The organism is Corallococcus sp. NCSPR001 (assembly GCF_017309135.1).
GTDB lineage: Bacteria > Myxococcota > Myxococcia > Myxococcales > Myxococcaceae > Corallococcus.
Map to the genome: position 1 here is coordinate 2,685,350 of NZ_JAFIMS010000002.1, position 22,504 is coordinate 2,707,853.

Sequence of the window (22,504 nt, forward strand, 5' to 3'; positions counted from 1 at the left end):
ACGAAGGCCCGCGCTCCTTCGGGGAGCACGGGCCTTCACGCGTCCGGATGGGACGGGCGCCGCTTCAGGCGGCGTGGTAGCGCGCCAGCACGCAGGTGACGTTGTCGTTGCCGCCCGCCGCGTTGGCCAGGTCGATGAGCTGGCCGCAGGCCTTCTCCAGCTCCGGCGTGCGCGACAGGATGTCCTGCATCTGCGCGTCGGTGATCATGCCGCTCAGGCCGTCCGAGCACAGCAGGAAGACGTCGTTCTCCAGCGGATCCACGCGGGTGACGTCCACCTGCACCTGCTCCTTCATCCCCAGCGCCCGGACGATGACGTTCTTGTGGGGGAAGTTCTCAATCTCCTCCGGCGTGAGCTTCTTCGCCTTGAGGTAGTCGTTGAGCAGCGAGTGGTCCTCCGTCACCTGCTGGAGGATGCCACCGCGGAAGAAGTACACGCGGCTGTCGCCCACGTGGCCCACGTAGACGCCGTTCTCCGCGAAGTGCACGGACACGATGGTGGTGCCCATGCCCTTGTACTTGGAGTCCGCCGTGGCGCGCTCGAAGATGCGCGCGTTCGCCAGCTTGATGCCGGTGGCCAGGCGGTTCTCGTCGTAGTTGCGCTGCTTGTCCATCTTGAAGGGCCAGGTGGCGTCCTGGTCCTTGGACGTGAGGCGGAAGAACTCCCCCAACTCATCCACCGCGATGCGGCTGGCGATCTCCCCGGACGAATGGCCTCCCATGCCGTCCGCCACGCACACGAGGTTCTCCTCTTGGAGCACGAGGTAGTTGTCCTCGTTGTGGTTCCGCTTCATCCCGACGTGGGTGCTGCCGGCGACCTCGATGCGCATGCGAAGGGACTCTTCCGGGGACAGGCGTGAAAATCGGGGCGCGACGTTAACAAAGCGCTCCAAAAGGGGTCAAAAACCTCTCGTTTGTCCCAGCATTCCCCCCTCCGGGTGCGGGTGGAGGGGACGGCATGGGCCCCCGGATGCCTAGACGCCCGGGTCTTGCGCCGGGGTGAAGACCAGGCGGTCGCCCTCCTGGGTGCCGCTGGCCGAAAGGACGCCGGCGGGCAGCTCCAGGACGGAGCGGGCCTTGAAGTAGATGGACGAGGTGCGCCAGGGAGGCATGGCGGACAGTTGCTTGACGATGCGCCCTTCCGCGTCCAGGAAGGCGACGTCGATGGGGATGCGCATGAAGAAGGTGTGGATGGAGTTGCAGGGCTCGATGTGCATCCCGCCCCCCATGGGCAGCGAGGCGCGGCCCATGAGCCCCTGGAAGCGCTGGACGAAGGACTCGGCGCGTTCCGCGCGGTCCGCGAGCAGCCGCTGCCGCGTTTCGTTGGTCACCCTCCAGTGCATGTCCGGTGTTCTATCCCATGCTTGAGCCCCTGGCGTCCCCGCTGCACCTGGTCCTCGTGTCCCCGCAGATTCCGCCCAACACCGGCAACGTGGCCCGGCTGTGCGCGGTGACGGGCTGCCGGCTCATCCTGGTGGAGCCCCTGGGGTTCTCCATCGATGACCGGAACCTGAAGCGGGCGGGGCTGGACTACTGGGACAAGGTGTTCCTGAAGCTCTACCCGACCTACGACGCCTACGTGGCGGAGTATCCCCAGGCCCGGCGCTGGCTGTTCTCCGCCCGGGCGGAGACGTCCCTGTACGCGGCCACGTTCGAGCCGGGGGACCACCTGGTGTTCGGCTCGGAGGTGACGGGGCTGTTGCCGGAGGTGATGGAGGGGGGGACGGGGACGCCGGTGACCATCCCGATGCTGCCGGAGCGCCGGAGCTTGAATCTTTCGACGTCGGTGGGGATTGGCGCCTACGAGGCGCTGCGTCAGGTACAGCTGGGGACAGCGGCCAGGCAGGCGCCGCCGTCGAATTGAGGGGCGGGCAGGACGGGCTACACTCCGTGGCCGAATGTCCGCCTCGCAGGTCGCCGAAGCGCTGTATGCCGCCCACAAGTCCCGAGCCACCGGCCGGCTGACGCTGCACGCCGGTGGACGCGAGTCCGCGCTGTGGCTGCGCGAGGGCGACCTGGTGGGCGCGAAGCTGGGCTTCGGCTACCAGACGCCGGCGCAGGCGCTCTTCCAGAACGGGCTGTTGGGCGTGGACGCCCTGGACGCGCTGTGGGCGCGGGGTGGGGCGGCGGCGCCGGACGAGGAGCTGCTGGAGGACAGCGGGCTCCAGCCCGCGGTGGTGCACGAGCAGCAGGTGCTGGCGCAGGTGCGGCGGCTGAGCGAGCTCGCGGAGCGCGCGGACTTCGAGGTGGAGGCGGTGGAGGCGGCGGGGGATTTCGCGCCCATCGCGGGGGTGCGGGTGGTGCGCGCGGCGTTGGAGCCAACGCCCCGTGAGCCCGTGCCCGCGAGGGTCTACCGCTGCCCGGAGGTGGCGGCGTGCGAGCCGTGGCTGACGGATGCGTCGGAGCGGAGCCTGCTGGAGACGCTGGGCGCGTTCCGGAGGCCGGAGTCGCTGACGGGGGCACAGCAGGCGCTGTTGCGGGTGTTGGAGCGCGAGGGCCGCATCGAGGCCCTGTCGGTGGAGGAGTGGGAGGAGCGCGAGCGGCTGCGGCGCGAGGAGGAACTGCGGCAGGCGGAGGAGGAGGCCTGGGCCATCGAGGAGGCGCGCCGTCGCGAGGAGGCGGAGCGGCTCGCGGAGGAGGCGAGGCTCGCGGAGCTGGCGCGGCTGGAGGCGGAACGGCTGGCGGAGGAGGCCCGGCTCGCGGAAGAGGCGCGGCTGGCGGAGCTGGCGCGCATCGAAGCGGAGCGGCTGGCGGAAGAGGCGCGGCTGGCCGAAGAGGCGCGGCTGGCGGAAGAGGCCCGGCTCGCTGAGGAGGCCCGGCTCCGGGCGATTGAGGAAGCACGCCTGGCGGAAGAGGCTCGGCTCGCGGAGCTGGCGCGGCTGGAGGCGGAACGGCTCGCGGAAGAGGCTCGGCTGGCGGAGCTGGCTCGCATCGAAGCGGAGCGGCTTGCGGAAGAGGCCCGCCTCGCGGAACTTGCGCGCATTGAGGCGGAGCGACTCGCCGAAGAGGCTCGGCTCGCGGAGTTGGCGCGTATCGAAGCGGAGCGGCTCGCGGAGGAGGCTCGCCTCGCGGAACTGGCGCGTATCGAAGCGGAGCGACTCGCCGAAGAGGCTCGGCTCGCGGAGCTTGCACGCATCGAAGCGGAGCGACTCGCCGAAGAGGCCCGGCTCGCGGAGTTGGCGCGTATCGAAGCCGAGCGACTCGCCGAAGAGGCCCGACTCGCTGAACTTGCGCGCATCGAGGCGGAGCGTCTCGCTGAGGAGGCTCGCCTCGCTGAGCTTGCGCGCATTGAAGCGGAGCGACTCGCCGAAGAGGCTCGTCTCGCGGAACTGGCGCGCATCGAAGCGGAGCGGCTTGAGGCGGAGCGGCTGGCCGAGGAGGCCCGGCTCGCGGAAGAGGCTCGGCTGTCGGAGTTGGCTCGCGTCGAAGCGGAGCGGCTGGCCGAGGAGGCTCGTCTCGCGGAAGAGGCTCGCCTCGCGGAACTGGCGCGCATTGAGGCGGAGCGGCTGGCCGAAGAGGCTCGTCTCGCCGAACTGGCGCGCATTGATGCCGAGCGGCTGGCCGAAGAGGCGCGGTTGGCGGAGCTTGCTCGCATCGAAGCGGAGCGACTCGCTGAAGAGGCACGGCTTGCGGAGTTGGCGCGCATCGAGGCGGAGCGGCTGGCCGAGGAAGCTCGTCTCGCGGAAGAGGCTCGTCTCCGCGCGATCGAGGAGGCGCGCTTGGCGGAAGAGGCCCGCCTCGCGGAAGAAGCACGTCTTGCCGAAGAGGCTCGCCTTCGCGCCGAGGAAGAGGCGCGTCTTGCCGAGGAGGCTCGGCTCGCTGAAGAGGCCCGGCTTCGCGCCGAAGAGGAGGCCCGGCTAGCCGAAGAGGCCCGACTTCGCGCGGAGGAAGAGGCTCGACTCGCGGAAGAGGCGCGGCTGGCTGAAGAGGCCCGACTTCGTGCGGAGGAAGAGGCTCGTCTTCGCGCCGAAGAGGAGGCCCGGCTCGCAGAAGAGACGCGGCTGGCGGAGGAGGCTCGCCTTCGCGCAGAGGAAGAGGCTCGTCTTCGCGCCGAAGAGGAGGCCCGGCTCGCAGAAGAGGCGCGGCTGGCGGAGGAGGCTCGCCTTCGCGCAGAGGAGGAGGCTCGCCTCGCTGAAGAGGCCCGGCTCGCTGAAGAAGTGCGGCTGGCGGAGGAGGCTCGCCTTCGCGCAGAGGAGGAGGCTCGCCTCGCTGAAGAGGCCCGGCTCGCTGAAGAAGCCCGACTCGCCGAGGAGGCCCGGCTCGCTGAACTTGCACGTATCGAAGCCGAGCGACTGGCCGAAGAGGCGCGCCTCGCGGAAGAGGCGCGGCTGCGTACGGAAGAGGAGGCCCGGCTCGCTGAAGAGGCTCGACTGGCTGAAGAGGCCCGACTTCGCGCGGAGGAAGAGGCTCGCTTTGCGGAAGAGGCTCGCCTCGCAGAAGAGGCTCGCCTCGCGGAAGAGGCTCGCCTCGCGGAAGAGGCGCGGCTGCGTGCGGAGGAGGAGGCCCGCCTCGCGGAAGAGGCTCGACTGGCCGAAGAGGCTCGGCTTGCAGAAGAAGCCCGCCTTCGAGCGGAAGAGGAGGCACGGCTCGCAGAAGAGGCTCGCCTCGCGGAAGAGGCTCGGCTGGCTGAAGAGGCGCGTCTTGCCGAAGAGGCTCGCCTTCGCGCCGAAGAAGAAGCTCGCCTCGCTGAAGAAGCTCGCCTCGCTGAAGAAGCTCGCCTCGCTGAAGAAGCTCGCCTCGCTGAAGAAGCTCGCCTCGCTGAAGAAGCTCGCCTTCGTGCCGAAGAAGAGGCGCGTCTTGCCGAGGAGGCTCGGCTCGCTGAAGAGGCGCGACTGGCCGAAGAGGCGCGACTGGCGGAGGAGGCCCGCCTTCGTGCCGAGGAGGAAGCGCGAGTAGCCGAAGCGGCGCGTCTCGCTGAAGAGGCGCGACTGGCCGAAGAGGCCCGGCTTCGTGCGGAGGAAGAAGCGCGTCTCGCTGAAGAGGCGCGATTGGCCGAAGAGGCCCGACTTCGTGCGGAGGAGGAGGCGCGTCTCGCGGAGGAGGCCCGACTCCGTGCAGAGGAAGAGGCTCGACTGGCGGAAGAGGCACGTCTGGCCGAAGAAGCCCGCCTTCGCGAGATCGAAGAGGCTCGGCTCGCCGAGGAAGCACGGCTGGCTGAAGAGGCGCGTCTCGCGGAGGAGGCCCGCCTTCGCGCCGAAGAGGAAGCGCGCGTCGCGGAAGAGGCTCGCCTCGCGGAAGAGGCCCGGCTCGCTGAACTGGCGCGCCTTGAAGCCGAGCGCCTTGCCGAAGAAGCCCGCCTTCGCGCCGAAGAGGAAGCGCGCGTCGCGGAAGAGGCTCGTCTCGCGGAAGAGGCCCGGCTGGCGGAGGAAGCTCGCCTTCGCGCAAAGGAGGAGGCCCGTCTCGCGGAGGAGGCGCGGCTTCGCGCGATCGAGGAGGCTCGACTCGCTGAGGAAGCGCGGCTGGCTGAAGCGGCGCGCCTGCGTGCGGAGGAAGAGGCCCGCCTCGCGGAAGAAGCCCGTCTTCGCGCGGCGGAAGAAGCGCGTCTCGCCGAAGAGGCTCGACTGGCCGAAGAGGCCCGACTTCGCGCAGAGGAAGAGGCACGCCTCGCGGAAGAAGCGCGTCTCGCCGAAGAGGCGCGCCTCGCCGAAGAGGCTCGACAGGCTGAGGAAGCTCGCCTCGCGGAAGAAGCCCGTCTGCGTGAGGAGGAGGCGGCACGACTCGCCGAAGAGGCACGGTTGGCCGAGGAGGCCCGCCTCGCGGAAGAGGCTCGACTGGCCGAAGAGGCTCGCCTTCGTGCGGAAGAGGAGGCTCGGCTCGCGGAGGAAACCCGGCTTCATGCTGAAGAAGAGGCCCGGCTGGCCGAAGAGGCGCGCCTCGCGGAAGAGGCCCGGCTGCGTGCGGAAGAGGAGTCCCGCCTCGCGGAGGAAGCCCGGCTTCGCGCGATCGAGGAAGCCCGACTCGCAGAGGAAGCTCGGCTGGCCGAAGAGGCTCGCCTGCGCGCGGAAGAAGAGGCGCGTCTGGCCGAAGAGGCGCGTCTGGCCGAAGAGGCTCGCCTCGCGGAAGAGGCCCGCCTTGCCGAAGCCGCACGCCTCGCGGAAGAAGCCCGCCTGGTCGAAGAGGCTCGCGTTCGCGCCGAAGCCGAAGCACTGCGCCTCGCGGAGGAGGCCCGCCTTCGCGCCGAGGAGGAGGAGGACCGTCAGGCCGAACTCCACCGCCTCGCCGAAGAGGCCCGTGCCGCCGAGGCCGCCCGCCTCGCGGAACAGGCCCGCGCCGCGGAAGAGGCCCGCCTCGCCGAAGAAGCCCGCGCCGCTGAAGCCCAGCGCCTGTCCGAACAGGGCAAGCCCGCCCATCCGCCCTCACTCCCCCGGCGCTCCCGTCCGGCCGCGCCTGCCACGCCGCCTCCGGTCCTCGTCCCCATCGCCGCCGCGTCCGCAGAGCCCGAACCGCTCACGCTCAGTCCCGAGGACATCATCCTCACCGCGGAGCCTGAACCCTCCGCCCCGTCGAACTCCTGGGCGGACTCCATCCCCGCGTCCCCCCGCGACGCCCTGGAGCTCCCCGCCAGCGACAACACCACCGCCCTCACCGAGGCCCGCAAGCGCGCCCAGGCCGCCCTGCTCCAGGACATGGCCGAGGCCCTGCGCCGCTCCGCCTCCGTGCCCCTGGACCCCTGGCTCACCGAGGAGTCCTCGCGCTTCCCCGTCGCCCCCCCGCCGGAACCCGACCTCCCCCTGCTGGAGGTGGAGCCGGAGAGCTGGGGCGACATCGTCCCCGCCGGCGCCCCCCTCCCGGACACCCGCGCCCCCGCTCCGGCCGCCCCCGTCGTCCCCGCCGAGGCCCCCCCGCAGCCGGACCTCTGGGCCGTCCAGCCCCCCAAGTTCCCCGCGTCCTCCACACCGCCCGTGCGTCCCGCCCGCGCCAGCGAGGACGACCTGTGGCGCATCGTCTCCTTCGACGAGTCCAACGACCCCGCCCAGAACCTCACCGCCTCCTTCGAGGCCGCCCTCCAGCAGGTGGACGCCCACCTGGAAGCCCTCATCCGCTCGGATGTCCGCTCGGCGGGCGACGCCAACGAATTCCTCGTCGAGGCCATCGTCGAAGCGACGTTCGAGCCGCTGCCTTCTCCCCGCTCCACCGCGTTCCCCGGTGACAACGCGGGGGCTTCTGGCCAGACTGGGGACGAGTTGTCCGGAGACCTGGACGACTGGGATTTTGACGAGGACGACGTGGCGGCCGAAGACCCCTCCAACCCCGACGAAGCCTCCAAGCTCCGGCGCCAGCGCCTCCTGCGCCGCGCCATGGAGAACATGGGCACGCTCGGCGCCCGCCCCGTTCCCCCCGCCGCCGCGAGCACCCCGGCCATGCCCGAAGGCGCCGTACCGCCGTCCGCCGCCGTCGCCGCGCCGCCGGAGCCCCCCAAGCCCGACGAGGGCCGGCTCGCGCAGCAGATTGAGCAGCGCTACGCCGACATCCAGACGAAGAAGGACCACTTCGTCACACTTGGGGTTCCGCAGGACGCCTCCCGCGACCAGGTGAAGGCCGCCTTCCTGAGCCTCGCCAAGGTGTTCCACCCGGACCGGCTGCCCCCGTCGCTGCCCCACCTGGCGCCGAAGATCACCGCCGTCTTCGAGTCCATCCGCGAGGCCTACGAGGTCCTCCACGACGACACCCGGCGCAAGAACTACCAGCTGGCCCAGCAGGGCGCTCAGGCCGCTCCCAAGCCTCCGGCGCCCGGCGCCCGTCCCGGCGGGCCCGCCGCGGCCCGCGCGGACACCAACGCGGACGACCTGTTCCGCATGGGCGAGGTCTTCTTCCGCAAGCGCGACTTCGTCGCCGCCAGCGAGCACTACGAGCGCGCGTACGGCCTGGACCCCAAGCCCCTGTACCTCGCGGCGCGCGCCTGGTCCGTCTACATGGACCCCAACCGCAAGGCCGACATGCCCCGCGCGAAACAGTGGATGGCGGATGCGGTGCGCACCGACCCGAACTGTGATCGCGCCCACTACCAGCTGGGCGTCATCGCCCGCGTGGAGGGGGACATGGACCGCGCGGAGAAGCACTTCCGGGAAGCCGTCCGTGCGAACCCCAAGCACCTGGAGGCGAACCAGGAGCTGCGGCTCATCGACATGCGTAAGAAGAACCCACCCAAGAAGGGTCTCTTCCGCTGACTCGCCTGTCCCCCGGGGAGGGAGCCGGCCCGTTTTCCGGACAGTCCCGCCCATTGACACACTTGAAAGCCGGACCCGATGCTTGCCCCCACGGGGCGCGTCCGTTGGATCCGCCGTCCCGCCCGTTTTGAAAGGCATGCCACGTGGCCAAGCAGCACCTGCTCCTCGTCGATGGTGACGCGAAGAGTCTGCGCGTGATGGAGGTCAGCCTGAAGAAGGCCGGCTTCTCCGTCACGACTGCGATCCACGGCAAGGATGCGCTGGAGAAGGTCCAGATCAGCCCGCCGGACCTCGTGCTCGCGGACACCAAGATGCCGGAGATGGACGGCTTCGAGCTCTGCAAGACGCTCAAGTCCGACGAGCGCTTCAAGTTCATCCCCTTCGTCTTCCTGACGAACCAGAAGTCGGTCGAGTTCAAGGTGCGCGGCCTGGAGCTCGGGGGCGACGACTACCTGACGAAGCCCATCTACATCAAAGAGATCGTCACCCGCGTGAAGATGATCCTTCAGAAGGCCGAGAAGGAACGCATCGAGAAGCGCGAGACGACCAAGGGCGGCTTCGCGGGAAGCCTCGCCGACATGGGCGTCGTGGACCTGGTCCAGACGTTTGAAATCGGCCGCAAGACGGGCGTCATCTCCATCCAGGGCGAGCGCACCGGCGTCGTGTACTTCAAGGAAGGCCGCGTCATCGACGCGGAGCTGGGCCGGCTCAAGGGCGAGAACGCCTTCTACCGCCTGCTCAACACGTTCGAAGGCCAGTTCGACGTGCAGTTCACCACGTTGGACCGCACCGAGCGCATCGAGGTCTCCACGCAGGGCCTCCTCATGGAGGGCATGCGCCGGCTGGACGAGTGGGGCCGGATGCTCGAGCAGCTCCCGCCACTGGAGACGGTCTTCGAGATCGACTACCACCAGCTGGCGGACCGCCTGTCGGAGATCCCCGACGAGGTGAACGGCCTGCTGCGCCTGTTCGACGGCAAGCGCGCGCTGTCGCGCGTGGTGGAGGACTCGGACTTCGAGGACCTGGCCGCGCTGGGCATCATCAGCAAGCTGTACTTCGAGGGCCTCATCCGCGAGCTGGGCAACGCGCCGCTGGAGCCCGTGCAGAGCAGCAAGCCGGGCATCGAGCAGTGGCTGAACGCCGCGCCGCCCATCCCCGTGGACGTCGCGCCCGCGCCCCAGCCCCACGACGCGCCGGCCCCCGTGGAGCCGCCCCCGGTGGAGGCGGCGCCCGTGGCGGAAGCTCCGGTCTCCGAGCCGGAGCCGGAGCCGGAGCCGGAGTCCGCGCCCACGCAGCCCGAGCCCATGGAGGAGGTCACGCCCGTGGCGGAGAGGGCGCCCGCGCCGGTCTCTCCGCAGCCCGCACAGGTGGTCATCTTCCCGCCGCGCGTGCGTCCCGGCGACGGCGCTCCGCCCCCGTTCGGCCAGGATGGCGCGGAGCCCGCGGTGCCGCCGCTGTCTCAGGAAGGCTCGGCGTTCCTCGTGGAGCCGCCTCCGGCGCACCGCGCGGTGGATCATGCGCGGCGCAGCCTGCTGCTCGATTGGAGCCGGGTGGACACGGAGGGCCTGAGCGCCTCCAGCACCTGGGGTCCGGGTTCGCCCTGGTCGTCCGCGGCCCGCGCACCGGCCGCTCCCAACCCGTTCACCGCGCAGCCCGCGCAGGCGGCCGTGGATCCGCTGCCCTCGCGTCCGCCCATCTTCGGGGGCGCGGCCATCGCGCCCAGCCCGCTGGCACCGGTGCCGCCGCCCACGCCGGCCCCGCCGTCGTCCGAGGTGACGCTGGTCAGCGGCACGGAGCCCTTCCACGACGAGGTGCCGGTGGAGGAGCCCGCGGCGCCGCAGCTCGCGCTGCCGCCGTATCCGGGCCACGGCATCGTGCCGCCGCAGGTGGCCCCGGTGGCGCTCAACGTCGAGTTCCCCGAGTCGACGCCCTTCGATGCGCAGCCGGCCGCCATGGAGCCGGTGGACACCACCGCGCAGGACGTGCCCGCCTCCGAGGCGTACTTCACGGAGCCCGAGCCCGCCACGCCCGTGCAGCCCTCCGCTGCTCCTGTCGCGGCCGCACCGGTCGCGCCGGCCCCGGTCATTCCCGCGCCCACGAGCAGCGCGAAGCCCGCCGCCTCCAAGCCCTCGCACGACGAGGACGACGCGGCGCTGATCGCCGCGATGAAGCCCAAGCGCACGGGCCTCTACGTCGCGGGTGGCCTGCTCCTGGTCGCGGCGGTGGCCGCGGTGGTCATCTCCAAGGGCTCGGGCAGCGCCGAGACGCCCAAGCCCGACGCGCCCAAGGTGACGCAGCCCGCGAAGCCCGAGGACGCGCCCAAGCCGCCGGAGACGACGCCTCCGCCGGCCGTCACGCCGCCGCCCACGAAGACCGTGGACGCGCAGACCGACGCGGGCGCGCCCCCGGCGAAGACCGCCGCCGCCCCGGAGGACGCGGGCACGCCGGTGAAGACGGCCACGCCCGAGCCCGCCGCCGTCGCGGACGCGGGGGTCGCGGTCGCCGTCACACCGCCGCCCACGGCGCCCCCGGAGGCTCCCGCGCCCAAGGCCACCTACGCGGACTTCATCAAGGACGGCCGCGCGGCCATGGCGCGCAAGGGCTTCAAGTCGGCGATCGGCGCGTACCGCAAGGCGCTCGCGCTGGACAACGACTCCATCGAGGCGAAGTCGGGCCTGGCCATGGCGTTGGCGAACAGCAGCACCAATGAGTCCGGCTACCGCGAAGCGGCCAGGCTGCTGCAGGACGTCGTCAAGGCGGAGCCCAAGAACGCGAAGGCCTGGTTCTGGCTGGGCAGCTCGCTGCAGTTCTCCGGCGATGAAACCCGAGCAGCCGACGCCTATAAGAAGTATCTGTTCCTCGAACCGACGGGGAGCTCGGCGAACGAGGTGCGTGCCCTGCTCAATGGGATGAAATGAGCAGGGGCGGCGGCCTGCCCGCCTCCTGCCCGCCCTTGTCGTTGGAGTCGTCGTGCTCGTCCTGGGACTTGAAACCTCGTGCGATGAAACCGCCGCCGCCGTCGTGGAGGACGGGCGGCGCGCCCTGTCGGACGTCGTCTCCACGCAGGTGGACATCCACCGCCGCTGGGGCGGCGTCGTGCCGGAGCTGGCGAGCCGCAACCACATCGTCCAGGTGATGCCCGTCGTCCACGAGGCCCTCACCCGCGCGGACAAGACGCTGGACGACATCGACCTCATCGCCGTCACGTCCGGCCCCGGCCTCATCGGCGCGCTGCTCGTGGGGCTCCAGGTGGCCAAGGGCTTGAGCCTCGCCACCGGCAAGCCCTTCGTGGGCGCCAACCACCTGGAAGGGCACCTGCTCGCCATCCGCCTGCTGGAGGACGCGCCCGCGCCGCCCTTCCTGGGGCTCGTCGTCTCTGGCGGGCACACCAGCCTCTACGAGGTCCGCGACTACGGGAACTACCGCCTCGTCGGCCGCACGCGCGACGACGCCGCGGGCGAGGCCTACGACAAGACGGCGCGCATCCTCGGCCTGCCGTACCCGGGCGGGCAGCCCATCGATGAGCTGGCGCAGAAGGGCGACCCGGAGGCCATCCGCTTCCCGCGCGCGCTGCCCGGCGACAACCTGGACGTGTCCTTCTCCGGGCTGAAGACGTCGGTGCTGCACCACGTCCAGAAGCACGGCGTGCCGGAAGGCCAGGCCCTCCACGACCTGTGCGCGTCGTTCCAGGAGGCGGTGGCGGACGTGCTGTCGAAGAAGCTCGTCGCCGCGGCGAAGAAGCTCGGGCACCAGCAGTTGGTGCTGTGCGGCGGCGTGGCGGCGAACTCGCGGCTCAGGGCGCTGTGCAAGCAGCGCGCGGAGGAGCGGGGCCTGCGCATGTTCCTGCCGCCGGTGCGGCTGTGCACGGACAATGGCGCGATGATCGCCGTCGCGGGGTATGAAGCGTGGCGCCGCGGCTTGCGCGGTGATTTCCGCCTCGCGGCCGACCCCGCCTGGCGCATGGAGTAGGGGCCTGACAGTGGATTCTCCGCGCGACATCCTCAAGCGCCACGGCCTGCGGGCCAAGCACAGCTGGGGACAGAACTTCCTCGGGGACGCGGACGCGCTCCAGGAGATTGCGGACGCGCTCGCGCCGCGCGAGGGCGAAGCCGTGGTGGAGCTGGGCCCGGGCCTGGGCCACCTCACGCGCTTCCTCGCCGCCACCGGCGCGCGCGTCACCGCCGTGGAGCGCGACCGCGACATGGTGGCCGTGCTGGAGAAGGAGGCCATCCCCGGCGTGCGCGTGGTGCCCGGCAACGCCGCCACGGTGGACTTCGCCCAGGTGGCCGGCGCGGACGAGATCGCGCTCGTGGGCAACCTGCCGTACCACCTCACCAGCCCCATCCTCTTCCAGGTGCTCGCGCAGCGCGCCCACATCTCACGCGCCGTCTTCACGCTCCAGAAGGAGGTCGTGGTGCGGCTGGCCGCGGAGCCCGGCAACCGCGACTACGGCCTGCTCACGGTGCTGCTCGGCCTGCACTTCGACGTGGAGAACGTGCTCACGCTGGAGGCCTGGCGCTTCCATCCGCCCCCGAAGGTGGACTCCGCCGTGCTGCGCCTCGTCCGGCTCAAGAAGCCCCGCGCGCCGCTGGTGGACGAGGCCCGCTTCACGCGGCTGGTGAAGGCCGGCTTCGCGCAGCGCCGCAAGACGCTGATCAACTCGCTCAAGTCCGACAAGGGCCTGGCTCCGCCGGACGTGCTGCTCGCCGCGCTCCAGACGGCGGGCATCGACCCGGGCCGCCGCGCGGAGACGCTCTCCCCGGAGGAGTTCGCCGCCATCGAGCGCGCCTTGGGCCCCGTGACGGCCATGGCGCCGCCGCCTCCGGATGCTCCGCCAGAGGAGTAGGAGAAGAGTAGGGGACGTTCAGCGCTTCTGGCCCAGCGCGGCCAGGAGCCCACCCTGCTGGGCGAGGAACGCGCGGAACTCGTCCTCGTCGATGCGCAGGCGCGCGAGCACGCCGCTGAGGACCTCATCCACGGAGCCCTCCGGCCGGCGCTTCAGCTCGAAGGCCGTCTTCAGCAGGGCCACACCGTAGAGTGGATCCACCTCCACCGGAGGTGCGGGAGGGGCCGTGGCGGGACGTGCGGCGGGCGCCGCTTGCGTCGTTTCCACCCGATCCACCACCGTCTTCACCCGCTGCCTGCCGCGCATCTGTGGCCCGTCGCTCCCGCAGTCCGTGTTCGCGGGCACCGTAGGGGATGACCTCGGAGGGCGCAAGGGTGGGATGGCCCGGCGAAAATTGCGGGATGCACGGGGGCATGGTTGTGTTATCCGCCCCCCGCGCGCGCATGTGTCTCATGCGTGGCATTCCGGGGGCGGAGGCCTCGGGCCGATGGACCACCGCTACATCGTCGTCGAAGGCCCCATCGGCGTGGGCAAGACGAGCCTCACCAACCTCCTCACGGAGCGACTGGGCAGCCGCCGCATTCTCGAAGTCGTGGAGGAGAATCCCTTCCTCTCCAGCTTCTATGCGGACCGGCAGAAGTTCGCGTTCCAGACGCAGGTGTTCTTCCTGCTCTCGCGCTTCCGCCAGCAGCAGGAGCTCTTCCAGCAGGACCTGTTCCGCGCCGTCACCGTGAGCGACTACCTGTTCGCGAAGGACCGCATCTTCGCCAACCTCACGCTGGCCTCGGACGAGCTGGCCCTCTACGACCGCGTCTTCGAGGCGCTGGGGCCCCGCGTCCCGCAGCCCGACCTGGTCATCTACCTCCAGGCCCAGCTGGACGTGCTGCTGCATCGCATCAAGAAGCGCGGCCGTGAATTCGAGCGCAAGTTCGACGCGGGCTACCTGGAGTCGCTCACGCACGCGTACAACGACTTCTTCGCGCACTACCAGGACACGCCGCTCCTGGTGGTGAACACGTCGGACATCGACTTCGTGCACAACGAGGCGGACCGTGAGGACCTGATGAACGTCATCGCGAGCGTGAAGTCCGGCGTCCAGCACTACACCCCCCGGTCCCGGCGGGGTTGACAGCCTGCGCCCGCCTGGCCGCCTGGCGTGGGTTAACCCCCCACGCGGCCCCGAGGGCGTTAGAGTGCATCCCCGTGGAACCCCGGCCTCCGGCGATCCCCCCTGGGGACGGCGAGGGGCCTGACGTTCCACGAGGCTGTCCCACCCGTCTTGCCCACAGGAGGTGAACCGTGAAGGACAAGGTCACCATCCACACGCTGAAGCGCCTGAAGCAGTCCGGTCAGAAGATCTGCATGGTCACCGCCTACGACGCGACGTTCGCGCGCATCCTCGACGAGAGCGGCGCGGACGTGCTCCTGGTCGGTGACTCGCTGGGCATGGTCGTCCAGGGCCAGGAGTCCACGCTGCCCGTCACCATGGAGCAGATGGTCTACCACTCGGCGGCGGTGGCCCGCGGCGCGAAGCGGGCGCACGTGGTGGGCGACCTGCCGTTCATGAGCTACCAGGTGTCGCCGCAGGAGGCGGTGCGCAACGCCGGGCGGCTCGTGTCCGAAGGCAACGTGGGCAGCGTGAAGCTGGAGGGCGGCGCCGAGTTCGCCGAAACCGTGCGCGCCATCGTCCGCGCCAGCATCCCCGTCATGGGGCACCTGGGCCTGACGCCGCAGTCGGTGCACAAGATGGGCGGCTACGTGGTGCAGGGCCGTGACGAGGACGCCGCGCGCCGCATGCTGGAGGACGCGCTCGCGCTGGAGGCCGCCGGCGCCTACGCGCTGGTGCTGGAGGGCGTGCCGCTGGAGCTGGCGCGCACCATCACCCAGAGCCTGAAGATTCCGACCATCGGCATCGGCGCGGGCAAGCACTGTGATGGCCAGGTGCTGGTCTGCTACGACCTGTTGGGCATGAACCCGGACTTCAAGCCGAAGTTCGTGAAGCGCTTCGCCAACCTGCACGGGAACATCACCGAGGCCGCGAACACGTACTTCTCCGAAGTGCGCGCCGGCACCTTCCCGGATGAAGAGCACAGCTTCAAGGCCACCAAGGGCATCCGGCTGGTGACGCCCACGCCGGTGGCCCCCGACGCGGAAGGCGCTGGCGAGCCCGCGGAGAAGGTCGGCGGCATCTACGGGGCCCCGGTCTAGCCATGGCACCCCACGTCCTGCGCACCGTCGCGGAAGTGAAGGCCTGGGTCGCGTCCCTCCAGAAGGAGGGCAAGACCCTGGCGCTCGTTCCCACCATGGGCTTCCTGCATGAGGGGCACGTCTCGCTCATGAGGGAGGGCGGCCGGCGCGCGGACGTGGTGGCGGCCTCCATCTTCGTGAACCCCACGCAGTTCGGTCCCCGCGAGGACCTGGCGCGCTACCCGCGCGACTTCGAGGGGGACCTGGCGAAGTGCGCGAGCGCGGGCGTCACGGCCGTGTTCGCGCCCGAGCCCGCGGCGATGTACCCCGCGGGCTACCAGACCTACGTGGAGGTCACGGAGGTCAGCCAGGGGCTGTGCGGCGAGCGGCGTCCCGGCCACTTCCGGGGCGTCGCCACCATCGTCACGCAGCTGTTGGCGCTGTTCCGGCCGGCCGTGGCGCTGTTCGGGGAGAAGGACTACCAGCAGCTCCAGGTCATCAAGGCGCTCAACCGCGACCTGCACCTGGGCGCGGACATCGTGGGCATGCCCACCATCCGCGAGGCGGACGGGCTGGCCATGAGCAGCCGCAATGCCTACTTGTCAGCGGACGAACGCCAGCGGGCGCTCGCCCTGTCCAGGGGCATGCGGGCGGCCCAGGCCCTGCTCGCCTCCGGCACCCGGGACACGCGGGCGTTGGTGGAGGCCGCCCGCCGTGAATTGCAGGCGGTGGACCTGCGCGAGGACTACGTGGAGGTCCGGGACGCCGGGACGCTCTCCCCCCTGGACACGGTGGCGCCCGGGCAGACGGCGCGCATGCTGGTGGCGGCCTTCTCAGGCACCACGCGGCTCATCGACAACATGCCGCTGGCCGGTTAGGAGACCCGGGACACGTTATGGCCGCTGGAAAGTCGAAGGGTGTGGGTGCGGAGCCGGGGGTGAAGCTCATTGCCGAGAACCGGCGTGCGCGCTTCGACTACACGGTGGATGAGAAGATAGAGGCCGGGCTGGAGCTCACGGGGAGCGAGGTGAAGTCGTTGCGTGAAGGAACGGCCAACCTGTCGGACGCCTACGCGCTCCAGAAGGGCACGGAGCTGTTCCTTCTCAACGCCCACATCGGCTCCTACAAGGCGGCCAGTGTCTTCGACCACCTTCCCACCCGGGGCCGGAAGCTGCTGATGCACCGGGCGGAGATCGACCGGTGGACGGCGAAGGTTCGCGAGCGCGGTTACTCCATCATCCCGCTCGTGCTGTACTTCAGGAAGGGCCGGGCCAAGGTGGAGCTGGGCCTGTGCCGCGGCAAGACGCACGAAGATCGCCGCCACGACATCAAGGAACGGGAGACGAAGCGGGAGATGGACCGGGAAGTGCGCCGTCGTTGAGGGCGCTCCCGCAACTCCTCCGCTGGACAGGCTGGAATGGACAAGAAGGTTTCCGACAAGAAGGAGCGGCTGCTGGCCGCGCTCGACCAGGGCATGGTGATGATCCACCTGGACGCGCGCCGCCCCGGTGTGCTCGTCCCCGCCAGCCTCCGAGGCGAAGCGCACCTGCGCCTCAACCTCTCCTACCGTTTCGAGCCGCCCGACCTCACGGTGGGCGAGTGGGGCGTGCGCTGCACGCTGAGCTTCTCCGGTTCGCGCTTCACGGTGGCGGTGCCCTGGTCGGCGCTGTTCGCCATCGCCAGCCACGTGACGAAGGAGTTCTGGATGTACCCGGAGGAGATGCCGCCGGAGCTGCTCCAGCAGCCCCCGGTCGCGTCGGCCTCCGTCGCGCGCCCGCCGCAGCCCGCGCCGGTGCCCGTGGCCGCGGAGAGGCCCCGTGCCTTCCTGCGCGAGGTGCAGGCCGAGCACTCCGACGAGCCGGAGTCGCGCCCGGAGGTGGCGCCTCCGCCGCCGCCCGAGGGAGGCCCGCCGGACGAGCCGCAGCCGCCGCGCCGTGGTCACCTGCGGCTGGTGAAGTAGGGCGGGCTTGAGGCGGAGCGTCAGCGCTTGAGCTCCGCCGTCACGTCCGACTTCTTGCCGCCCATGAACGACCCCGTCCAGACGCGGTAGCCCTTGAGCTTGAGCTGCACGGGGACGGAGCGCGCGGGGTAGGTGTTGTCCATCACCAGCGGCGTCACGCCGACCTCCACGCCGTCCACCAGGACGGTGGCGCCGGAGGGCTCGCTCTGGACGGACAGGACCGCCGAAGGGAGTCCCAGCGCGCGCAGCACCTGGAGCTCGTAGCGGGGCCAGACGAACAGCGCGCCCGCCGCGAGCACCGCAGCGGTGCCGAGCAGCGCCACCGCGGCTCCCCACCGCCCGCGGGGGCGGGAAGGCACCACGGGCTCGAACTCCGAAGGCGAGCTCTCCGCCCGGGGCCCACGCTCCTCCAACTCCAGGTCACCCTGAGCCGCCTGGCGGATGCTGGGCCGGTTCATCCGCGCCGCGTCGTCCACGTCCGAGATGGACTGCGTGGCCAGCGCGGGCGCAGCCGGAGCGGCAGGGGAGGGCGCGTTCATCCGTGCACGCGAGGCCGCGGTGCCGTGGCCCAAACTCGAAGCAGCGGAAGCTCCCCGCGTGCAGGACTCACAGGGCGAGTCAGGGGACTCCAGCGCCCTGCCGCAGAGGGCACAGGTGTGGACCACGGCGCCATCTGCGGACAGCGAGACACCTCCGGCTGGCGGGCTCCACGGCTCCTCTTCCTCCGCCCCCACGGGGACGGACGCCAAAGACGCCTTCCACGCAGGCGAGGCAGCGTCACCTCCGCCATGAACCACCGTCGCTGAACGCGCACCCGACGCGGACGGGATGCGCCCCGTGTCCATGCCCTCGCGCGGCACCGAGGACATCACGAACGACGCCGCCGTCGAAGCCGGGGCCTCCGCGAGCGCGGTCCGCGCCACCTCTCCCACGGACATGGGCAGCCGGACGCCGCGAAGGAAGGTCGCCAGCGCATGCGACGACGCGGGCTCCCCCGTCTGCGCGAGCCACCGCGCCAACGCCTCCGACACATCCTCTGGCTCCGGGAAGCGGGCCGCCGGGTCGCGCGACAGCATGCGCAGCACCAGCGTGGCCAGCGACGCCGGCACGTCCGGCAGCGACGCGGGCGCGCGGTTGAGGATGGAGTGCGCCACCGCCATCGGCTCCGCCGCCGCCGACCCGAACGGGTGCTGCCCCGCGAGCAGTTCCGCCAGGAGGATGCCCAGCGAGAACTGATCGCTCAGCGCCGTGGCCGGCTCACCCCGGATGACCTCCGGCGCCGCATAGGGCACCTTGCCCTTGAACGCCCCGGGCTCCGTGCGCGACAGGCCCGCCAGCCGCGCGATGCCGAAGTCCGTGACCTTCACTTCCCCTTCGCGCGACACCAGCAGGTTGGACGGAGACACGTCCCGGTGCGCCGTCACCACCGGATGGCCGTCGTGCTGGCGGCGGTACGCGTGCTGCAATCCCGCCTGCGCCTGGCTCGCGATGAACACCGCCAGGTGCGGAGGAACCCGCAGCCCCTGCCTTGTCACCGCCCGCATCAGCGCGCCCAGGTCCCAGCCGTCCACCAGCTCCATCACCAGGAAGAGCCCTTCCGCGCTCTCTCCCACGTCGTGCACGGTGACGATGTTCTGGTGTTGCAGCAGCATGGCCAACCGCGCCTCGGAGACGAACATCCGGGAGATGTCCGGCTCGCGCGCCAGGTGCGGCAGCACGCGCTTGATGGCCACGGTGCGCTCGAAGCCCTCCGCGCCCTTCGCCACCCCCAGGAACAGCTCCGCCATGCCTCCGGTGGCCAGCGGTTGCAGCAGCCGATAGCGCGACGTCACAAGGACCTCCGGAGGGACGCGGTGGGGCGCTTCACCCCTGCGTCTGGGTGATTTCGCGCAGGTGCTTCCACGGATAGATGCCCGTGGTGTGCTGGTCGCTGAAGACGAACGCGAGCGCGTAGTTGCCCACCGGCTGCATCTGCAGCACGCGCAGGTTCGCGGGCACCTGCGAGGGGTCCAGCGTGCGCTTCGCCGTCCACTCGTCCACGCACGCGGCGCACGGGCACTGCTGGCGCAGCACCTGCGCGGTGGCGGTCGTCGTCGCGCCGTCGTCCCACGTCAGCGTCAGTGACTCACCGTCCGCGGACAGCTTCGCATCCGTCGCGCTGACGGGCTTGGGCGCGGGCTTGATGCGATCCCAGAAATTGCTCACCGAATCCACCTTCCAAGGCTTTGCAGCAGCAGCCCCTCCCTACCATCCTTCCGGCGGAGTGGGGGGCCTGCCGCGAAAGCGAAAGGGCCCGGGGAGCCAGGGCTTCAGGAAGCCAGCTTGACGGGCTGCCGGTGGCCCTCCAGCCGCACGCCCCGCTGGGCCAGCACCGCGCGCAGCGCCAGCACCACCTTGGGGTCCAGCTGCGCGCCGCTCAGGTTGTCCAGGATCTCCATCGCCTTCTCCAGCGGCATGGCCTTCTGGTAGGGGCGCGTGGAGGTGCACGCATCGAACGTGTCCGCGCACGCCACGATGCGCGCGAGCATCGGGATGGCCTCGCCCTTGAGCTTGTCCGGGTAGCCCGTGCCGTCCCAGCGCTCGTGGTGGTGGCGCACGCACGCGCGCACCGAACCCAGGAACGTCACCGGCCCGATGATGGCGTCGCCAATGGCCGGGTGCTCACGCATCAGGGACATCTCCTGGTCGGTGAGCCGGGACTGCTTGCAGAGGATGTTCTCCGGGATGCCAATCTTCCCGATGTCGTGGAGGATGCCGCCGTACTGCAACTGCCGCAGCTCGCGCTCGGTGAGCTTCAGCTCCTTGCCAATCTCCACCGCCACGTCGCCCACCCGCTGGCTGTGGCCGCGCGTGTACGCGTCCTTGGAGTCGATGGAGTTGGCCAGCGCGACGATGGTCTCCAGGTAGCCCTTCTCCAGGCTCTCGTAGAGGCCGCGCGTCTCCATGTCGTACGCCATGAGCTGCTTGCTCATGTAGTTGAACGTCTGGGCCAGCTCCCCCAGCTCGTTCTTCTGCTTCAGGTGCACCTCCACGCCGAACTTGCCGCGCGCCAGCTCCAGCGACGTGGCGATGAAGGTCTTCAAGGGCTGCGTGAGGTTGCGGGAGAAGATGGCCGCCAGCACCAGCGCCACCAGGATGGCGCCGCCCAGGCCCAGCAGGATGCGCCGCTCCATGGTCTCCACCTGTCGGTACGCGTGCTCCACCGGCTGCTCGGACACGATGGCCCAGCCCGCCTCCGGCAGCACCGAGTACGCGGACACCACCGCGTCGCGCCCCTCGCCGAAGTTGCCCACGTGGAACAGCTCCGCCTCGGGCGTGCCCTCGCGCTGCTTGAGCAGGTGCGCCAGGGGCAGCCGCTTCGACACGTCGTCGCCCACCGCGCCCAGGTCGCCGCCGCCGGTAATCAAGCGGCCATGCCGGTCCGCCAGGTACGCGAACCCCGTGCTGCCCACGCGCTCCTGCGCCAGCATCTGCCGCAGGCCCGCGAGCGTGATGTCCGCGGCCATGTAGCCCTGCACCGGGTCGCCCACGGGGAAGGCCAGCGTCACCACCGGACCTCCGCCGCCGCCGTGGGACCCCACCACGTCCGAGTAGCGCACCCCCGTGAGCCCCTCGTCCAACAGGGCCCGCGCGCGCTCCTCGTGCTCCGCCACCCCGCTGGGCGCCATGTCGTGCACGGCGAAGGCCTGCAACCCGGGAAGCCGCTGCCGGTCCGCGCCGAACACGGTGAGCGCCAGCACCTCCGGGCGCTGGTTGAGCACCGCCGTGATGTACAGCCGCTGCGTGTCGCGCGGCAGGGTGAAGAAGCCGCCCGGCACGCTGGACAGCCCCACCACGCGCTCCGTGGGGTCCTCCAGGAAGCTCTCCGCCTTGAGCCGCAGCTGCTTCACGCGCTCCTGCGCCAGCTCCTGCGCGTCGCGGATGAGCAGCTCGCGCGTATGGGACACCGACAACCAGCCCACCATCAGCGTGGGGATGATGCTGACCACCAGCATCAGGAGGAGGATGGCTTTGAAAAGTCGCACGGCGGGGGCTCCTCGCTGGGGTCAGGCGGCTACTTCTGCCACCCGTCCTTCACCTTGACGTTGAGTTCGAGCGATTCCGCGGCCAGCTCGAAACGCCGTGTCTGGGAAGGCAGGGACCGCCCCTGCTCCGGACTCACCGCCGTCACCGTCCAGCGATAACGGCCCGCGGGCAGCGCCGGCAACGTCCATTGCCGCGCGGCCAGCACCATGCGCACCGGCGCCGCCGCGGCCTTACCCTCCACTCCCTCCGCGACGACCTCCACCTCGTAGCGCGTGGCGCCCTGGACGGAGGCCCACGCCAGCGTCACCGGCCCCAGCAGCCCTCCGTCCGCCGGCTTCAGCGTGAAGCGGGCCTTGTCCGCGGGCTGCGCCAGCTGCGGCGCGCCGGGCGGCTCCGGCAGCACGGTGCCCTGCTGCACGCGCACGGACTCGCCCTTCACCAGCACGCGGGTGGCGTGCTGCGCCTCCACGGTGACGGGAGGCCCCTGCCGGTGGGTGACGGTGGTGGTGCCGCCGTCGTGGTCCACCTCCACCGTGAAGTTGGACGGCTGGGGCGGGTTGAGCAGCGCCCACGCCTCGTCCGCCTTGTGCAGCGCGTCCGCGTACCGCGCGGCCTGGAAGTGCGCCTCCGCTTCCTTCAGGCGGGACTCGGCCTCACGGCGGCGCGCATCGTCCGGCGCGGCCTTCACCGCCGCGCGCGACATCTCCAGCGCCTTGAGCGCCGTCTGCGGCTCCGTCCCGGGCGCCTTCCGGGGCGCCGACGCCGAGGCACCTCCGGAAGGGGACGCGCCGTCCGCGGACTCACGCCCCACGGACGTCGGAGCGGTTGACGGCACCACGGACAGCCCCATCCACGCGCTGAGCCAGAGGGCGGCCTTCATTGGAATTCAATCTTCCTGCCCGCCCGAACGGTGGCGGATGGGGTGGTGACGGACAGCGACTGGGTGGCCGGCTTCTCCAGGGTGGCATCCACCCGTCCCCGCAGGACGGTGACGTCCGTTCGCAACTTGCTCTCCGCGATGCCCACCAGGGAATCGCCCCCCAGGTGCAGCGTGCTGCCATTGGCGAACACGACCTGGGCGCTGGCCCCGGCCTCGGTGCGGACCTTGTCGTTCTCGTAGAGGGGCAGCTCGTCGCGCGCGGGGCTCCATTCATCCGCCACCGCGCGTTTGATCTGCACGTCCCCCGTCAGCTCCCGCAGGTGCGCGCGCGGCACGGGCGGAGGCAGGGGTGCCTCGGTGGGCCCCCGAGGCTTCTCATCGGCGGTGCAGCCGGGAGGAAGGGCCATGAGTGCGACCGCGAAAAGCAGGGGAGGCCAG

Annotated in this window: 18 protein-coding genes; 10 read left to right on the top strand and 8 right to left on the bottom strand. The window is 70.9% G+C overall.

Annotated elements, in window-relative coordinates; all coding sequences use genetic code 11:
* Positions 1–64: 64 nt before the first annotated feature.
* The gene (locus JYJ93_RS13105) at positions 65–829 is read right to left on the bottom strand and encodes a Stp1/IreP family PP2C-type Ser/Thr phosphatase (RefSeq protein WP_206790513.1); all 765 of its coding nucleotides are present in this window, start codon (positions 827–829) and stop codon (positions 65–67) included.
* 144 nt (positions 830–973) lie between these two features.
* Complete coding sequence (locus tag JYJ93_RS13110; RefSeq protein ID WP_206790515.1) at positions 974–1,342, bottom strand: DUF192 domain-containing protein; 369 nt, start codon at positions 1,340–1,342, stop codon at positions 974–976.
* Positions 1,343–1,359: 17 nt separating this feature from the next.
* On the opposite strand from JYJ93_RS13110, the gene JYJ93_RS13115 reads away from it, so the two are divergent.
* The 5 genes from JYJ93_RS13115 (at position 1,360) to rsmA (ending at position 13,013) form a co-directional block, all read left to right on the top strand.
* Positions 1,360–1,863, top strand: coding sequence for a tRNA (cytidine(34)-2'-O)-methyltransferase (locus tag JYJ93_RS13115; protein ID WP_206790517.1), 504 nt, complete (start codon positions 1,360–1,362; stop codon positions 1,861–1,863).
* A 34-nt stretch (positions 1,864–1,897) separates the two neighbouring features.
* Positions 1,898–8,167, top strand: coding sequence for a DnaJ domain-containing protein (locus JYJ93_RS13120; protein WP_206790542.1), 6,270 nt, complete (start codon positions 1,898–1,900; stop codon positions 8,165–8,167).
* A 143-nt stretch (positions 8,168–8,310) separates the two neighbouring features.
* Positions 8,311–11,085 (top strand): response regulator, encoded by a 2,775-nt coding sequence (locus JYJ93_RS13125; protein WP_206790551.1) that lies wholly within the window; start codon positions 8,311–8,313, stop codon positions 11,083–11,085.
* Positions 11,086–11,137: 52 nt separating this feature from the next.
* Positions 11,138–12,136 (top strand): tRNA (adenosine(37)-N6)-threonylcarbamoyltransferase complex transferase subunit TsaD, encoded by a 999-nt coding sequence (gene tsaD, locus JYJ93_RS13130; RefSeq protein ID WP_206790562.1) that lies wholly within the window; start codon positions 11,138–11,140, stop codon positions 12,134–12,136.
* Between the two features lie 10 nt (positions 12,137–12,146).
* Complete coding sequence (rsmA, locus tag JYJ93_RS13135) at positions 12,147–13,013, top strand: 16S rRNA (adenine(1518)-N(6)/adenine(1519)-N(6))-dimethyltransferase RsmA (protein ID WP_206790564.1); 867 nt, start codon at positions 12,147–12,149, stop codon at positions 13,011–13,013.
* A gap of 18 nt (positions 13,014–13,031) precedes the next feature.
* On the opposite strand, the gene JYJ93_RS13140 is transcribed toward rsmA, so the two are convergent.
* Complete coding sequence (locus tag JYJ93_RS13140) at positions 13,032–13,319, bottom strand: hypothetical protein (protein ID WP_206790566.1); 288 nt, start codon at positions 13,317–13,319, stop codon at positions 13,032–13,034.
* A gap of 181 nt (positions 13,320–13,500) precedes the next feature.
* Between JYJ93_RS13140 and JYJ93_RS13145 the strand changes: the two genes are divergently transcribed.
* The 5 genes from JYJ93_RS13145 (at position 13,501) to JYJ93_RS13165 (ending at position 17,160) form a co-directional block, all read left to right on the top strand.
* The gene (locus JYJ93_RS13145; protein WP_120568193.1) at positions 13,501–14,142 is read left to right on the top strand and encodes a deoxynucleoside kinase; all 642 of its coding nucleotides are present in this window, start codon (positions 13,501–13,503) and stop codon (positions 14,140–14,142) included.
* A gap of 170 nt (positions 14,143–14,312) precedes the next feature.
* Complete coding sequence (gene panB / locus JYJ93_RS13150) at positions 14,313–15,221, top strand: 3-methyl-2-oxobutanoate hydroxymethyltransferase (RefSeq protein ID WP_206790573.1); 909 nt, start codon at positions 14,313–14,315, stop codon at positions 15,219–15,221.
* A 2-nt stretch (positions 15,222–15,223) separates the two neighbouring features.
* Positions 15,224–16,078, top strand: a complete 855-nt coding sequence (gene panC / locus JYJ93_RS13155) for a pantoate--beta-alanine ligase (RefSeq protein ID WP_206790575.1) — start codon at positions 15,224–15,226, stop codon at positions 16,076–16,078.
* Between the two features lie 17 nt (positions 16,079–16,095).
* Complete coding sequence (smpB, locus tag JYJ93_RS13160; RefSeq protein WP_014398822.1) at positions 16,096–16,581, top strand: SsrA-binding protein SmpB; 486 nt, start codon at positions 16,096–16,098, stop codon at positions 16,579–16,581.
* Positions 16,582–16,617: 36 nt separating this feature from the next.
* Positions 16,618–17,160, top strand: coding sequence for a ClpXP protease specificity-enhancing factor SspB (locus JYJ93_RS13165; protein ID WP_206790577.1), 543 nt, complete (start codon positions 16,618–16,620; stop codon positions 17,158–17,160).
* Between the two features lie 20 nt (positions 17,161–17,180).
* On the opposite strand, the gene JYJ93_RS13170 is transcribed toward JYJ93_RS13165, so the two are convergent.
* The 5 genes from JYJ93_RS13170 to JYJ93_RS13190 all read right to left on the bottom strand — a co-directional run bounded on the left by JYJ93_RS13170 (position 17,181) and on the right by JYJ93_RS13190 (position 22,473).
* Positions 17,181–18,992 (bottom strand): serine/threonine-protein kinase, encoded by a 1,812-nt coding sequence (locus tag JYJ93_RS13170; RefSeq protein ID WP_206790579.1) that lies wholly within the window; start codon positions 18,990–18,992, stop codon positions 17,181–17,183.
* Positions 18,993–19,023: 31 nt separating this feature from the next.
* Entirely contained in the window at positions 19,024–19,365 is a 342-nt protein-coding gene (locus tag JYJ93_RS13175; protein WP_206790590.1) for a DUF971 domain-containing protein, read from the bottom strand.
* Positions 19,366–19,469: 104 nt separating this feature from the next.
* Positions 19,470–21,185: an HD domain-containing phosphohydrolase gene (locus JYJ93_RS13180; RefSeq protein WP_206790598.1), complete on the bottom strand. Its 1,716-nt coding sequence runs from the start codon at positions 21,183–21,185 to the stop codon at positions 19,470–19,472.
* A gap of 29 nt (positions 21,186–21,214) precedes the next feature.
* Positions 21,215–22,066 carry a peptidoglycan-binding protein LysM gene (locus JYJ93_RS13185; RefSeq protein WP_206790601.1) on the bottom strand — a complete coding sequence of 284 codons (852 nt, stop codon included), beginning with the start codon at positions 22,064–22,066 and terminating at the stop codon, positions 21,215–21,217.
* Positions 22,063–22,473 carry a FecR family protein gene (locus tag JYJ93_RS13190; RefSeq protein ID WP_014398816.1) on the bottom strand — a complete coding sequence of 137 codons (411 nt, stop codon included), beginning with the start codon at positions 22,471–22,473 and terminating at the stop codon, positions 22,063–22,065. Before JYJ93_RS13190 ends, JYJ93_RS13185 begins: the two co-directional genes overlap by 4 nt.
* Positions 22,474–22,504 lie beyond the last annotated feature (31 nt).

Excerpts from the sequence above, each read along its gene's own strand:
- JYJ93_RS13120 (WP_206790542.1), top strand. The coding sequence starts at position 1,898 with ATGTCCGCCTCGCAGGTCGCCGAAGCGCTGTATGCCGCCCACAAGTCC.
- JYJ93_RS13115 (WP_206790517.1), top strand. The coding sequence starts at position 1,360 with ATGCTTGAGCCCCTGGCGTCCCCGCTGCACCTGGTCCTCGTGTCCCCG.
- JYJ93_RS13145 (WP_120568193.1), top strand. The coding sequence starts at position 13,501 with ATGGACCACCGCTACATCGTCGTCGAAGGCCCCATCGGCGTGGGCAAG.
- JYJ93_RS13185 (WP_206790601.1), bottom strand. The coding sequence starts at position 22,066 with ATGAAGGCCGCCCTCTGGCTCAGCGCGTGGATGGGGCTGTCCGTGGTG.
- JYJ93_RS13140 (WP_206790566.1), bottom strand. The coding sequence starts at position 13,319 with ATGCGCGGCAGGCAGCGGGTGAAGACGGTGGTGGATCGGGTGGAAACG.
- JYJ93_RS13105 (WP_206790513.1), bottom strand. The coding sequence starts at position 829 with ATGCGCATCGAGGTCGCCGGCAGCACCCACGTCGGGATGAAGCGGAAC.
- JYJ93_RS13190 (WP_014398816.1), bottom strand. The coding sequence starts at position 22,473 with ATGGCCCTTCCTCCCGGCTGCACCGCCGATGAGAAGCCTCGGGGGCCC.
- smpB (WP_014398822.1), top strand. The coding sequence starts at position 16,096 with ATGGCCGCTGGAAAGTCGAAGGGTGTGGGTGCGGAGCCGGGGGTGAAG.
- JYJ93_RS13165 (WP_206790577.1), top strand. The coding sequence starts at position 16,618 with ATGGACAAGAAGGTTTCCGACAAGAAGGAGCGGCTGCTGGCCGCGCTC.
- JYJ93_RS13110 (WP_206790515.1), bottom strand. The coding sequence starts at position 1,342 with ATGCACTGGAGGGTGACCAACGAAACGCGGCAGCGGCTGCTCGCGGAC.
- panC (WP_206790575.1), top strand. The coding sequence starts at position 15,224 with ATGGCACCCCACGTCCTGCGCACCGTCGCGGAAGTGAAGGCCTGGGTC.